The organism is Sulfuricurvum sp. (assembly GCF_023250475.1).
Classification (GTDB): Bacteria; Campylobacterota; Campylobacteria; order Campylobacterales; family Sulfurimonadaceae; genus Sulfuricurvum.
The window spans coordinates 1-15,134 of sequence record NZ_JAHFAQ010000046.1; the positions used below are offsets into that span (position 1 = coordinate 1).

Here is a 15,134-nt window from a genome sequence, read left to right on the forward strand (position 1 = left end):
TGTTCAGGGCAGATAGTTTCACAATGACCGCATCCGGTACACAAAGCAGGATTGAGGGTTAGTGCTTTGTTCTCCGGCTGTGCCTGAAACGCACCGCTTTTACATACATAGGCACATCCCATACACAAAGTACATTTATCGTCAACGTGCAGATCGCTGAAGAGCGAATTCGGCAACGTATAAATAGTATTGCTATAGCCTTTAAGCGATGCCATCCCCTCGCTCACTGCCATACGAAGCGGTAAATTATCCAATCGTCGGGCAAGCGGTGCAAAACGTTTGGGATGGCGCGACGCGGAGACGATATCTCCGATTACATCACCGCCGAAGCGCTCAAAAATACGATTTACGTTAGCAATCGCCACTTGGGTGGATATCGGCAATGTTGTCATATCGGGGAAGTAAACTTCACCTCCTGATTTAAGGGCCAATAGAGAGAGATAAAGTTCATTAAAAAGGGTGTAATTCGGCACACTCAGAATGGCTGTTTCCGTATACAAGGGGGAAGAGAGTTTCATCAAATCAGCATCAGTAGCGACAAGAACACCATATCCTTCGCTACTCTCCAGTGCTGAAATCAATCCCGAAACACTGAGTCGAGAATTTTGAATCGCTCCGGATGGACAAACAAAGATGCACGACCCGCACTCCGTACAGTCACTCATACGCAAATGAATCGTCTTTACCGTAGTATCCTCGACGAGTGCGGAATATTCGCAACTGTCCAAACAGGCACGGCATGCTGGAGCGTCTTTGGCGGCATAGTCGCATTGGGCTTCATTAAACAAAAGAGTTTTTACAAAAGTATCTTTGGCAGTTCTCGCGCTAAGTTGAGAGGCTATTCGTGTTAAATTCCCGTGAACTTCAATCGCATCGTATTTCAGCCATGTATTATTATTTCCGCAATAAATAAGCGATGATGCAGGATACTTAACAATCTCGTTTTCGTGTCGGACATTAACCTGATATTCACCGACACGCCCTTCAATACGGACTACTTTAGACGTGTCAATAATTTTCACATTAAATTCTTCACCCAATGAACCGAATAGAGTATATGTACCGTCATTCAAAACAACTATATCATGCTTACTTTTCAACGGATAAGAGAAATCAAGCGCATTATCAAATAGAGAATCATCGATCGATTGTTGGATACGGATCAAATTCTCTTTATTTGTATCGGGGGAGTTTTCAAGTAAATACATACAGGCGTATGTCATAGCACTATAATCGGTCATAAAAATCCTTTGTCGTGTAGTACGATTAGATTTTTGCCAACATGTAGTGATACAGCCTGTATCTTTTGGGCAATAAGTAAACTTTTCTTTTACGTTTTGTAATTATTCTTTATTAAAGCTTAGAGTAATATTAAAATTATTTATTTTATGCTTAGGAGAAATCAAGGGAAACATAAGTTAATTAGGTTAAAATATTTTTTACCTTTTATGGTTTGATGGGATATAATAAAAAAGAGAAAAGAGGAGTTGGCGAGAAGGTGAAGGAATTGAACCTTCCTTCGAACAGCCACCTGCCCGAACAATGGGTTTGAAGTCCATGGTGCCCACCAGGGTCACATACCTCCCATCTCGCATCACCATTCTAACCAAACAAAGGTTAAAAAATTTTTAACCTATATCGGAGCACTACGATGGAAACTAAAAACAGACCTTCCATCCCTCAACTGGGGAAATTTCTGGAGAGAGATGAGTTTATTGGACTCAACCGCCAAACGCTAACGCTTTTGACTCGTGAACTCTTCGAAGAGATTCGAAGCGGTAAGACGGACGCCAGCACCGATAATAATGAGTCGGTATTGGCGCAAACGGTCTTATCCAGACTTAATCTCCTCTGTAAAGACTCCTTAGTTTCACTGATAAACGCAACCGGAATAGTCTTGCATACCAATCTCGGTCGAAGCCCTATCGAAAAGTCAATACTCGAAGAAATGCAAGAGAGTATCGGCAGTTACTGTAACCTCGAATTTGACATTGACACCGGAAAACGGGGAGAACGTTACGGCCATTTAACCAAAAAACTATCCTTTTTACTCGGGTGCGAAGATGCAATTGTCGTAAACAACAACGCTGCGGCAGTCTTTTTAATCCTGAATACCTTTGCAACCGGCAAAGAGACCATCGTCTCGCGGGGCGAATTGGTAGAGATCGGCGGTTCCTTTAGAATTCCCGATGTAATGAGCGCCAGCGGGACAATACTCAAAGAGATAGGGACAACCAATAAAACAAAAGCATCCGATTATACAGCGGCAATCACTCCGCAAACGGCCATTGTGATGAAAGTTCATCGTTCTAATTTTTCCGTTGTCGGTTTTACCCAAGAGGTGGCATTTGAAGAATTGATACCGTTGGCACAATCAAACAATCTAATCGATTATTACGATGCAGGAAGTCTGAATCTTTTCGACGCTCCCTATTTGGGGAATGAAACATGTGCCAAAGCACTCTTTGAACACTCCCCTTCCCTCGTCAGCTTCAGCGGAGACAAACTGTTGGGCTCGGTACAGGCGGGAATTATCGCAGGTAAAAAAGAGCTCATCGACAAAATCAAAAAAAATCAACTATTACGGATGCTTAGAGTGGATAAACTGACCATGTCTGTTTTAGAGAAAACCCTTACCCGCTATATCCAAAAGGGTCCTCAAGCGATCAAAACCCATAAACTGCTCAGTAAAACACTCTTAGAGATGCAAATACAAGCCGATTCTATCCTGACACGTGTTATCCATTCGGATAAACTTTCCGTTGGCAAAACATCCACCTATGCCGGAGGAGGATCGCTTCCGCAGCATCTGTTAGAGAGTCTCGCAATCATTATCGAAGATCATCCTAAAAATGCGGAACGAATGATTAAAGCGCTTAGAGCACAGGGGCTCATCGCGCGCATCGAAAAAGATCATGTGCTTCTCGATTTACGCAGTATCGACGATGACGAGCTCTCCGAGGTTGCCACTATTTTAAATACCGTGTTGGAGGAGCGTCCATGAAAACCACCATTGTCGGCCTCGCCGGACATGTCGACCACGGTAAAACCTCCCTTATTCGGGCGCTAAACGGATTTGACGGAGACCAGACCAGCGAAGAAAAACGGCGCGGTTTGACGATGGATCTTAGCTTTACCCTTATGGATCATCAGGAGAAGCGAATATTTTTAGTTGACGTTCCCGGACACGAAAAATTTGTCAAACATTATTTGGCGGGTGTTTTCGGTTTCGATATCCTCCTTTTGATCGTCGCCGCCAATGAGGGAATTTGCAAACAAAGCATTGAGCACCTCGAACTGGCTCATCTCGCCGGAGTACAAAATGTTATTCTCGTTCTTACCAAATGCGATTTGGTCGAACAAGACGAAGCTTCAATCGTCGAAAAGGATATTTTAGACCTCATCGATACGATTGGATTCACTATGGTATTTTCAGAACGTGTCGGACGACATGATCCCTCATCCTATACACGACTAAAAGAAAAACTCTTCTCCTCTGACTTACCGCATCGCCCCGAAGAGCCTTACTTTCGATATTATATAGATCGAAGTTTTTCCAAAGACGGCTATGGAACCATTGTCACCGGAACGGTCTTAGGCGGATCATTGAAAACGAAAGAAAAAGTCTATATTCCCCGACTCAAACTATCGACAGCCGTACGAACGATCCACTCAGGATTGGAACATGTTCCCTCAGCCCAGCCGAATGAACGGATAGCCCTCAATCTCTCCGGAGTAAAATCCCATGATCTTAAACGGGGAGATATCCTCTGTACCCCTAATTTTTTGCGCGGTTTTTTGCACGTTGACGTCATGATCACTCCTCTAAAAGGGGTTACCCTGAAACATCAGAGTGAAGCGACTTTATACATAGGCTCAGCCCGCCATAATGTCATTGTAAAAATTATCTCGGAACATAAATCCTACGCCATTGCCGTTTTTGAAAGTACTACTGCCATTTATGCCATGTATCGGGAAAAATTCATTCTACGTGATGCGCAAGGGACTATCGGAGGCGGTGAAATTCTCAATCCGATTGCCGATCCGATGAAGAGAAAGCAAAAAAATGACTTTCTACTTTTAGTACAGCAAAAAAAGCTTTCCGAGGCATTTTCCATGTTAATGGAAATTCATAAAAAAGGGTTTGGTCTGATCGGAGCGTATCAGCGTTTCGGTATGGATCATACGTCAGCCCTTGAATTAGCGATGGGGGTTGCCAATTCTTTTCTGGACCACGATGAAAAAGTACTCTACCCTTCTTCCACAATAGAGATACTCAAAGAATACACTCGTTCTATTTTTACAAAAAACAAACGTGCCCTCCTTTCCAAAAACTCACTTCATCTACGCTTCACATGGGCTTCAGTGAATCTTTGCCAAGAAGTTCTGAATCAACTCGAATCAAAAAAAGAGCTGACGTTTACTGATGGCTTATACCGAAGCATCGACTGTGACATCCATGATATTTCTCAATTTATGGAAGATTCACTCTACACCATTTTAGAAACGCAAGGGTGGGCTCCGCAAGCTCCGTATGTCATTTATGAAAGTATCGATCTTGACCGTATACATGGAGACAACACGCTTAAACGACTGTGCAGTTGCGGAAAAGTGATCCGGTTAGCGCATAATCTTTTTATTAGTGCCCCTCATTTATCGCAGACCATTCAGTATCTGCGCGGATTAATGAACGTGTATGGTTATGTCGACATCGAACTGGTTAAAATTCAAACCGGGCTAAGCCGAAAGTATTTGATAGCATACCTCGAATACCTTGATCGATTTGAAGATATAAAGTGCGACGGTACTCGCCGATTTATAAAACAACCATGAATTCTAAACTCAGAGGATTCATAGTAAACTATTTTTTTATTTTTATTTATAAAGTGTCATGATGTCAAAACAATTTATACAAAGATTCTCTTTTCTGCTCCTCTTGGTCGGTATTGTCTATTTCGTATTGACATTGCCGTTTGAACGCAATACCAAAACCGACATTGTTTTTGGCAGCAGCGCCGCGTTGAGTGGTCCGTTGCAAGAAAACGGTATCGATTATACCAACGGTATCTTATGTGGATTCAACGCGATCAATGATGCCGGAGGAATCAAAAATCATCATTTAAAGTTACGTGTTTTAAATGATCAGTATGAGCCTTTTATTACTAATAAAAACATCACTTCATTAATGAAAAATCCCCATTTATTCGGAATTCTCGGTGTTGTCGGAACCCCACCTTCTGAAGAGGCACTTAAAATTACGACGAGATCTAAAACTCCGTTTCTAATGCCCTTGAGCGGTGCTGAATTTTTATATAATTATCCGTACAAAAATGTTTTTACCCTCAGGCCAAGCTACTCCGACGAAGCTCGTCGCATGGTAAAACATATGGAAGCGCAACATATTCATAAAGTCGCTATTTTTTATCAAAATGACAGTTATGGTCTTGCTTCGCTCTATGCACTGCAAAAGGCCGTCCGTTCAACTTCGATACACATCATTGCAGAAGGGGTTTATAACCGGAATACGCTTTCTATCAATTATGCCTTTAATGAAATCACGAAAGCTTCTCCGGAAGCCGTTGTCATCGGCGGTGCATTAAAACCTACCGTTGAGTTTATTCGTAAAACGGCACAGTTCAATCCCGATTTAAAATTTTATACCTTTTCCTTTGTCGGATATGAGGCACTGAGTAAAGCACTTCAATCCGCATCCTTAGAAAAAATACCGATGTATATGACGCAAAGTGTCCCCCCTCTTACCAAAAATCTGCCGGAAATTAATGAATTTAAGCGTTTATACCGCCGCTATTATCCGACAAAAGCGCCGACATCCATCGCGTTTGAAGGCTACCTCGCGTCTCAGGTGATTATAAAAGCTCTCCAAAAAAGTTCAAATCTCTCTCAAGCCTCTTTTTTAAAAGCTCTCTCAGAGTTGACATTACCGCTCAACGGAGAAGTTATACGTTATACGTCTACAGAACATAGGGGGCTGCATAATGTCTATTTATTAAAAATTAACTCCGAGACGGGAGCCGATATAGATGAATAAACCATGCCTGTTTCTAAACGTCTTTTACCATCTCTCCTTAGGAATGAAAACCCGCATTCTGATCGCTGTTACCGCACTCGGTATCCTTATCATCGGTTTCATTGCGACGTTGACCCTTTACGGCATGAAAAATAGCTTTGACAACTCTTTTCACATCCGAACACTCTCCATCGCTCGACTTCAAACGATCAAAGATGTTCATACCTTAAATATTTTAAATACCTATCGGGATATTACCGATAATCACACGGATATATACAAAACCTATGAAGTGCTTGATCTTCTCAAAAAAAATCTCGATTTACGATGGAATGAATACTCTGCGGCACGGTATGATGTCAAAACAAATTTTTTTGATACGATGGATGAAACACTGCTTTCAACATTCCTTTCGCCCATTCCCAATACAGTCATGATCGGTGAAGATGAAATTTACACTAAGGCAGATCTCAATATTCATCAGCTGTTAAACACTATCGACATAGCGACAGCCCTTTATCAAACAAACAAGCTGAAAGAAGCTGATCAGCTTGTCAAAAATGATCTTTACCCCATTATAGACACAACCAATATCTATTTAGAGCAGCTCATAGCGTTCCATCTTCAAAGATCAATCTTTGAAAAAGAAAAAACGGACCGTTTATTCGGAGCAACCTCTTGGATTATCTTTGTCATGATATTTGTTGTGTTGGCCTTTTCCGTCTTTTTGGCATACTTCATCTTAGAACATATTAAGACTTTGCACCAATCGTTAGAAGATACGGTACGAGAAAAGACAAAAGAACTCGTCGACCTTAATACGTCGCTTGAACTCCGTATCGTCCATGAAATTCGACAAAGCCGTCTGAAAGATGAAATGTTGCACCAGCAAGCGAAACTGGCATCTATGGGGGAGATGATTTCCAATATCGCTCATCAATGGCGTCAACCGCTGAACGCTCTCACTATCTTAATCCAGACGTTTCGGATTAAGAGCAGAAGCAACAAACTGACACCCGAATTTATTGATAGTCAAGTAACGGAAGGGCTGTATATCGCCAAAACCATGTCGGAGACCATTGAAAGTTTTCAAAACTATTTTAAGCCCAACAAAGCCAAAACAACTTTTTCGGTTGTGGATGCGATTCATGAAACACTCAAACTGATCGAGGGGATATTGCACCATTCCAACATTGAGGTTCAAATCAATATCAAAGAGGAGATCTTAATTACCGGGTATCCGAATGATTTTTCTCAGATCATGATTAATCTGCTCAATAATGCCAAAGATGCCCTTATCATTTCTCCGATTACCTCCAAATACATTTGTATTGATATCACCCGCAAAGTTATATCACACCAATCCGTATTGATTATTCGGGTTATTGATAATGGAGGAGGCGTTCCCGAAACCGTTCTAAAACGGATATTTGAGCCTTACTTTACGACGAAACATCAGTCATCGGGGACAGGAATCGGTTTATATATGACGAAAAAAATCATCGAAGATCAGTTCCAAGGCTCTATTCAAGCCAAAAATATCAGGTTGATTTTCAAAGAAACCTATTATAATTGCGCTTCCTTTAAACTTACTATTCCACTATCCGACAATGAGGAAACTCTATGATAAATCCCCTTTCAAAATACACTATTCTCGTTGTCGACGATGAAGTACCTATTTTAAATCAAATGTCATTTATATTGGAAGATTTTGTCGCCAAAGTCTATACGGCTACGGATGGCATTAGCGCTTTAGAGAAGCTTTCAAACCACAAAATTGATATTGTTATTACCGATATCTTAATGCCGAATATGAATGGGATAGCTCTCATCACCGAAATCAAAAAACGAAATATTCCTCTCTTAGCCGTCATTATTACAACGGCCCATTCGGAAACGAACTATCTACTTGATGCGATTAAACTTCGAGTGGACGGCTACCTCCTTAAACCGATCATGGCGGATGAAATGCTTGAATTGATCGAAAAATCGATTGCCATCAAAGCCAAAGAAGACGAATTATGGATCAAAGACCGGATGCTTGAGGGGATCAGCACCTTTGTCGGAGGGAAAAAAATAGAGATTATCCGCTATCTTTTCGAGCATGTTGATGAGGAAAGTGTCTTTTACGGTTCGTATGAAGATATCATGGCGGCGCTCAACGTCAGCAAACCGACCGTTGTTTCAACGTTTAGACAGTTGATCGAGGTCGGTATTGTCACCAAGCTCAAAAATAAAATTTATAAAGTTAACACCTCATCACCTTTGGAGCAAAAAAGTTCGATTGAATCTTAACGTGATTCAATCTCCTCCCTTTCATTGCTATACTATCTAGGCTTTAATTTTTCGAATAGAGCATACCGTATCGTTCCACGCCTGCATACCTACCAAAGGTGAGGGATTGATGGGGATGATGCTGTTGGGATTGACTCCGTTTCCTGCACCTCCGAGCCGCTTATCCCACCACACATATCTTTTAAAATCATCATGGTCTTCAGTACTGAAAGCAGGAATATTTTGCTTCTTTCCATTTTTAGCGCGAGGAATTCTCCCACCGAAGTTCATTCCGAGCGAATTGCTGATCGCTATAACTCTGGGATGAATCCCCTGTGTCACAAAGGCATGAACGGACATTCTCCCTACGACCATTTTTTTATCCGATGCTTTAAATCCTGATTGGGGGCGATACGTTGTGATTTCAACCATATCACCGTTTTTAATCCCGTATTTTCGTGCCGTCTGCGTATTGATCCATACCGGATTATCGTGAACGATTTCACTCAAATATTTTTGCGGAGCGGTTCGCGCCTGAGTGTGAACATTCCATTTAAAGGTTGTCAGAACCAGTTCATCCGATGCTATTTCTTTGAGTGATTTTGGCATAACAAAATGGGGAAATCCGTCATCTTCCAATCCAATTTTACGTGCGGCATCTTGAACGTCTCCTGAGTAAATCTCAAACTTTCGAGAAGGTGTTTTAAACCCTCTGAGAGCGGTACCGTTTACCATTCGGCCTATCGCCTCTTTTTTGCCGTTTTTCAAAAGATATATAATTTCATTTTCCACAAAACTGTTTTCAAGCTCTTGGAGAGAGAGTTTTTTTCGATAAGGTTCATAATTTTTTGCCTTATCATCAACCCATACTCCATACTTTTTCATGTACTCCCATCCGCTTAGCCCCTCGCGTTCAGGAAGAGAAGATAAACGCCCTTTTATGAACACTTCATATGAATCAAATGCAAAATATTGACTCACTTTACCGCCGATTTTTTGTCCGATTCGGATCAGGGAATCTCCAAAATTCAAGCAATCATGGGTTAATGCAACAACCGGTTGACGTAATACAAAATAAGGGATCAGCTCATTTGCGTTTCGCCCTTCGATCGTATGGCGTTCAAAATACGTCGCATCCGGCAAAATCAAATCAGCATAATGTGCCATTTCCGAATAGACAACATCCGAGCAGACATGAAACGGGATAACACTCTCATCTTTGAGTGCGCTGACGGCTACCGTCGGACCCTCCGGCCATGTTTGAGGGGCAGAAATCGTATACGACATATACACTTCTACCGGCTGCGTTTTATTTTTTATTTTCTCAAATACCAGCTCGCTGACTTTCATTTTTTGCCATTTATTGGCCAGAGGGTACTCTTTCGGATCCTCCAAATCAGTCGAAAATTTTACTTTTGGCGGAATCGGTTGAACCATCGGAAAAGAGGCGTTCCCCAAACTTTTTGATCCTCCGAACGCATATCCCCCTTTACGCCCGATACTTCCAACTATTGCATTCAGCATTATGACAGCTCTATCGTTATTCAGTCCGTTTTGATGCGCCTGTGATCCGCGATTGGTAAAAGCGGCACAGGCAGGGGCATGTGAAGCAAATTCAAGGGCAATGCGTTCGATATCGTTTGCGTCCAAGCCGCTTGCTTCTGCGGCAAATTTTGGAGTATAGGGTGCTAAAAACAGTTTCAACTCTTCAACAGAGACATTACACCATTCGCGTATAAATGCCTCATCATAGACACCTTTATCCATGATGGTATGTGCCATAGCCAGTGCGATTGCCCCCTCGGATGAAGGAAAAGGGGCAAGCCATTCATCACTCTTACCTGCAGTATTCGAAAGGCGGGTATCGAACGTCACCATTTTAGCCCCGTTTGCTTTTGCTTTCACAAACCTCCGAGCCATAGGAAAACCGCCTTGATGTGCTTCCAAAAAGTTGGCACCAAAATTTAAGAAATAGCTACAGTACTCCGCATCTACCGTTTCCCAATCCGTATCACCGATTGAAATATAATTGGCTGCCCGTTTATTCGATGAACAAAGGGCTCGATGGTTTAAGACGACAGGAGATCCTATCGCATCCATAAAACGATTTGTAATATCATCGATACGATTACGTCCGGCATGAAATACAACCCGCTCAGGATACCCGCTCTCTATGGTTTGTTTAATTCTATCGGCAACCATCTGATGGGCTTCGTCCATCGTAATCCTCTGCCACAAACCATCGCCTCGTTTTCCCACCCGTTTAAGAGGGTAAAGAAGCCGTTCCGGATAATTAATCGCACTAACCCCGCCATGGGCTTTAGCGCATAATTTTCCATTCGTATTCGGATCCAGCGGATTGCCGGTTACCCCAAGTACGAGACCCTCTTTGACCAGTGCAATCATTCCGCAAACCGTAGAACAATTCAAACACACGGTCGGGATTTGCTCAATGCTCTCTATAGTATCTGCTAAAGAGATTCGCTCCCTTACGGCAGCTGAAGCATAAGTATCGGAAGATAGCGAAATCATCCCCCCGATTTTCAAAGCTGCCATCGAGACCGCCGTTGTTTTAACAAATTCACGTCTATTCATCATGATCGCACCGCCCACGTAAATATTTCATAATTCATTGGAGAAAACGGATGCCCTTTGCGCAGCTTTTGCGCCATAATACCATTGGCATTTATATGCAGCGTTCTGGGTTTATCCGTAGCGGCATTTTTAAACCCTTTCGCATTTGCAAAGCGTTTTAGTTCCTTCTCTTCGATAATTTGAATCGCATCGGAGACACATGTCTCTTCGCATGCCGGTTTCATACCGATTTCTAAACGGTGGGCGCATAAATTACATTTCTCAGCAATACGGGAGATCGGATTGACGTAAATAGCACCTATGGAACAGGCTTTTATACACTCTCCGCAGCCGTTACAGCGCTCAGAATCCACCATTACGATTCCGTTGCGATCCACGATTGCTTTTTGGGTACATGCATGGAGACATGCGGCATCTTCACATTGACGGCACATAATCGGTAAAAACTCGCGTTTAACTTTGGGATAGTTTCCGGTATCCATGTAGAGCGTCATCGTTCGAAAGAAACCCAAAGGGGCCTCAAATTCCTGCTTACAAGCCACCTCGCACGCATGACATCCGATACATCTTTCGACGTCAATAACCATTCTGTACTGTTTAGCAATATCACTCATTTTCACCCTTATCACACTCCTCATTACAAGGAAACAACTCTTAGAATAGGTTCAACCACTCCATTGCCTGCTCAAGCTCATTATACCCTTGCAGCTCATACTCTCCCGTTTTCACCCATTTGGACAAAGCTTCCATCTCCATCATTTTGGTGATGTCGCTGCGCTGAGTATCCATCCCCAGCATAAATTCGACAAATTCATTGACATAAGATGCGTTCGGGGTAATGTTGGTGAAATTGCAATGCGAATACCCTCGACTTTTGTAAAACGGTCTAAGCGACGAACCGCTCAGTCCCAGTTCGATCATCCGCATCCATGTCGATGTGGCAAGGGCGATAGCGTCATATTCGTTATTTTTAAGTTTTTCCAAAATATCGTATTCGCTTCGTCCGGTATCGCCGTGTTTCCCTAAATCACTATCCACACGATTCATCGTATAATCGCGATTTGGCTCTAGCCCTTGCTCTTTTAAATAATACGCTGGGAGGATAAACGCCTGTGCCGAGTCACCACTGCCGAAACAGACCCGTTTATTTTTCAAATCTTCCAATGTTTGGATATTGGAATCTTCATGGGCAATAAACATCGAGGTAAAATCGACATCACTGTCCCGCATCAAGAGTGCTTCCGCGAACGGAGCACGTTTTTTCGTCCGAAGCCACGCGACATTCGTATTCCACGCCAAGTCTACTTTTTTATCCAATAGCGCCTGTACCTGTGTCTCATAATTGGAAAACAGTACATAATCGAGATCAAACTTTTTCTCTTTGGCATAATCACGGATGATCTCCCAAATGAGGACTACTTTCGGGTCATACGCGACCACGCCTACCATTAATGATGCCATGTGAATTCCTTTTATTTAGGGTATTTGTTGTCCGGTTAACGCTTTGCCGAGCCAAACGCTGAGGACATCGGTTGAGGGAGCCATAACCGCAGCGGCATACGCATCTCTCAAATAGCGCTCAAGCGGAAGCCGTTTACTGTATGCGTGCCCTCCTCCGACTTTCATCGCACGGCTGCATACGTCCACCGCATTGGTACTCGCTTCCAATCGAGCCGATATAATCAACGCCAGAGCATCGCTGCGTCCTTCCAGCGCGGCTTGTGCCGCATTGAGCGTTAACGCTTTGGATGCACTGGCCGAAGAGAATATTGCTGCGATATGGAGCTGTACGGTTTCGATTTGTGAAAGGGTCGAACCGTCCGTATACGCACGTGACGCCACATGATCGATTACGCATGCACTTGCCGCAAGCGACAATCCCGCATAGACCGATGCAAGTCCCAGAATAAAGAACGGAGCAACCACATTAAAGACGATTCCGACACCGTCTCCGTGAGCCCCTATGAGATGATCGTCGCAGACGCGCACATTCTCATAATACACAGGAACACTGGCATTTCCTCGCATCCCTAATCCGTCCCAAGCACTATCGTCATGACGCATCCCTTCCATCGTATTGGGAGTTGCGAAAACACTCAGCCCTTCTCCTTCGGGATTTGCGGCTAAAACAAGATAATAATCGGCATGATGCGCCGAGGTCACAAAGCTTTTTTTACCGTTGAGAAGATATCCGTTCTCCGTTTTTTCCGCTTTAATCTCGGGATTGTAAAAATGGGTTCCCGTCCCTGTTTCACTGAAGGCAAGGGCCAAAGCCAACTCGCCTGAAGCGATTTTCGGCAGATAAAACTCTTTTTGCTCCGATGTTCCGAAAGCAACGATGGACATTGTCGCAACGTTATGCATCATGTAACACAGTGCGGTCGTTGCACAGACACTTCCCAGTGCCATACATGTTTCGACGTGATCGACAATGCTTCCCGAGCCTCCACCGTACTCCTTGGGGACGAGCAATCCTGTATATCCCTCTTTTTTAAGAGCCGCATAGGCTTCTTTCGGAAATACACCCTCTCTATCGGCTTGCACCGTATACGGCGCAACATGACATTGCGCAAAAGCGCTCACTTCTTCAAATAATCCCATTTATTCTTCCTTACATAAAATTTGCAGTATGAGACATAGATATCTCTTTAGCTGTTTCTTCATCAAATCCGCATTCGATCATGCGGCGTACTCGGTTTTCTCCCATCCTTTTTTTAAGTTGCTCCACCCGCTCATATCCGAGCGCATACCCCTCTTCATCACTTCCTCCGGCTAAAATGGCTAAGGAGGAGAGCAAAAGCTCATTTTCCTGATTCATCTCATCCAAATACACTTTTCGGCTATCCACCGCCTCTTTCAGATACGCTATTCTTTTAGGATTGGCCTGAACAAGCGCTTTGACATGTACCAATCCGTAATTGACATGACGCTGTTCATCTTTTTTGGCAAGGGTGACAATTTTTTTCGTGACCGGATCGGGTGCATATTTGATCAGAAAATCGAGCAGATCCAAAAAGGTCCCCTCTCCCAATACGTGAAGTAAAAACGAAGTTTTGAAATAGTCTTTTTCGATAAAAAGAGAGTAGAGGGAACGCTGTGTTGCGGTCGTCGAGTATTGCAGTCCGATTTTTTTTGCATTGGCACGGCGTGAAAACGCTTCGATATGACGCGCTTCATCATAAATGATCGTTCCCAAAAACATCACCAATTCCATATAATACGGGGAAATCTTGGACAAAAATTTTCCGGGAATATACAAAGCGGAGAACTCATTTTCCGCCAAATAGGTCATCACCTGACATATCGCCGTTTCAATCACAGGATCAAGATCGGGAATCGCTGCCCAATCGATATCGGTATCGGCGCTCCATTGATTCTGCTTCGCTTCTTCATAAAGCCGTGTGACATTTTTCGCCCAAAGAAACTCTTTTTCACTCAGTTCAAAAGGATACAGAGGAGAAGAGTTCTCGATATGGGCACCGCGGGGCATTAAACCAAAAAGTTTCGGCGCGACATCAAGCGTCGGTTCGCTCCGACCGTCAAATCCATGTTCTTCTGAAAGAGTATGCGATTCAAAATCTTTTCTCACGAGATACGAGAAACCCTCAAGATCGGAACTGGTGGCTACTAAAGAGCATCGATTGACCTGTACCCACCCTTCAAATTCAAAAGAGACAGAGCGCTGGAGAACGGTAACTTTAAAGAGTTCCCCCATCCGAAGTGTCGGAAGAAGTGCATTAAGGCGCAAAAGCCAAGCCTGAGTGAGGGAAGAAGAACGTATCGTATATTCTGCGACATACGTGTTCATTAAAAAGAGGTCTTGCCGTTCCATAAAGTCTCCGATAGAGGCAGGAACAACAGCATGATCAACGTGACGGCTGTTGTTTGTCTAAGCCTTAGACCTTATAGCGCCAAAAATTAAGTTAAAAATATTTTAACCTTTTTAACTTTACATAACGCTTAATTGCTATCCGTTACTACGATATCGTATCCCTCATACGCTGTGACATCACCGACGATAGCGGCACTCAAACCTGAATCAATACATTTTACTACCATTTGTTGCGCAAATTCTTGAGGTACACTTACCAACAATCCACCCGATGTCTGTGCATCAAACAAAATCATTTCCCGTTCAAATTCGATCGATGAAGCCAAATAGACATGCGGTTTATTGTAGTCACGGTTAGCATGCGAACCTGCGGGGATAATCCCCATAGAAGCCATTTCAATCGCT

General features: G+C 43.1%; 11 protein-coding genes, 1 tRNA gene and 1 pseudogene. 5 read left to right on the forward strand and 8 right to left on the reverse strand.

Translation table 11 applies throughout. From position 1 onward, the window contains the following. On the reverse strand, positions 1–1,241 hold a 1,241-nt coding region (locus Q0C19_RS05930; protein ID WP_295053839.1), incomplete at its 3' end, for a 4Fe-4S dicluster domain-containing protein. A 247-nt stretch (positions 1,242–1,488) separates the two neighbouring features. Beyond that, positions 1,489–1,586 (reverse strand) — tRNA-Sec (locus Q0C19_RS05935). A gap of 65 nt (positions 1,587–1,651) precedes the next feature. On the opposite strand from Q0C19_RS05935, the gene selA reads away from it, so the two are divergent. From selA to Q0C19_RS05960, 5 genes are all read left to right on the forward strand, one after another. Continuing rightward, positions 1,652–3,004, forward strand: a complete 1,353-nt coding sequence (gene selA, locus Q0C19_RS05940) for an L-seryl-tRNA(Sec) selenium transferase (protein ID WP_295053841.1) — start codon at positions 1,652–1,654, stop codon at positions 3,002–3,004. Continuing rightward, positions 3,001–4,833, forward strand: coding sequence for a selenocysteine-specific translation elongation factor (locus Q0C19_RS05945; protein WP_295053844.1), 1,833 nt, complete (start codon positions 3,001–3,003; stop codon positions 4,831–4,833). The genes selA and Q0C19_RS05945 overlap by 4 nt, the downstream gene beginning before the upstream one ends. Positions 4,834–4,894: 61 nt before the next feature. Further along, complete coding sequence (locus Q0C19_RS05950) at positions 4,895–6,049, forward strand: ABC transporter substrate-binding protein (RefSeq protein WP_295053847.1); 1,155 nt, start codon at positions 4,895–4,897, stop codon at positions 6,047–6,049. Beyond that, positions 6,042–7,655 (forward strand): HAMP domain-containing sensor histidine kinase, encoded by a 1,614-nt coding sequence (locus tag Q0C19_RS05955; protein ID WP_295053850.1) that lies wholly within the window; start codon positions 6,042–6,044, stop codon positions 7,653–7,655. Before Q0C19_RS05950 ends, Q0C19_RS05955 begins: the two co-directional genes overlap by 8 nt. Beyond that, the gene (locus tag Q0C19_RS05960; RefSeq protein WP_295053852.1) at positions 7,652–8,323 is read left to right on the forward strand and encodes a response regulator; all 672 of its coding nucleotides are present in this window, start codon (positions 7,652–7,654) and stop codon (positions 8,321–8,323) included. Before Q0C19_RS05955 ends, Q0C19_RS05960 begins: the two co-directional genes overlap by 4 nt. Positions 8,324–8,359: 36 nt before the next feature. Here the strand turns inward: Q0C19_RS05960 and Q0C19_RS05965 are convergent, their stop codons facing one another. From Q0C19_RS05965 to Q0C19_RS05990, 6 genes and pseudogenes are all read right to left on the reverse strand, one after another. Beyond that, positions 8,360–10,900, reverse strand: a complete 2,541-nt coding sequence (locus Q0C19_RS05965; RefSeq protein WP_295053855.1) for a molybdopterin-dependent oxidoreductase — start codon at positions 10,898–10,900, stop codon at positions 8,360–8,362. Continuing rightward, positions 10,897–11,511, reverse strand: a complete 615-nt coding sequence (locus tag Q0C19_RS05970) for a 4Fe-4S dicluster domain-containing protein (RefSeq protein ID WP_295053858.1) — start codon at positions 11,509–11,511, stop codon at positions 10,897–10,899. The genes Q0C19_RS05965 and Q0C19_RS05970 overlap by 4 nt, the downstream gene beginning before the upstream one ends. A gap of 40 nt (positions 11,512–11,551) precedes the next feature. Further along, positions 11,552–12,358 (reverse strand): PhnD/SsuA/transferrin family substrate-binding protein, encoded by an 807-nt coding sequence (locus Q0C19_RS05975; RefSeq protein WP_295053861.1) that lies wholly within the window; start codon positions 12,356–12,358, stop codon positions 11,552–11,554. Positions 12,359–12,373: 15 nt separating this feature from the next. Continuing rightward, positions 12,374–13,498 carry an acyl-CoA dehydrogenase family protein gene (locus tag Q0C19_RS05980; RefSeq protein ID WP_295053863.1) on the reverse strand — a complete coding sequence of 375 codons (1,125 nt, stop codon included), beginning with the start codon at positions 13,496–13,498 and terminating at the stop codon, positions 12,374–12,376. 10 nt (positions 13,499–13,508) lie between these two features. Beyond that, on the reverse strand, positions 13,509–14,729 hold the full coding sequence (locus Q0C19_RS05985) for a ferritin-like domain-containing protein (RefSeq protein ID WP_295053866.1): 1,221 nt from the start codon (positions 14,727–14,729) through the stop codon (positions 13,509–13,511). Positions 14,730–14,857: 128 nt separating this feature from the next. Next, positions 14,858–15,134 (reverse strand): annotated as a pseudogene (locus tag Q0C19_RS05990) (AIR synthase-related protein); the annotation flags it as partial.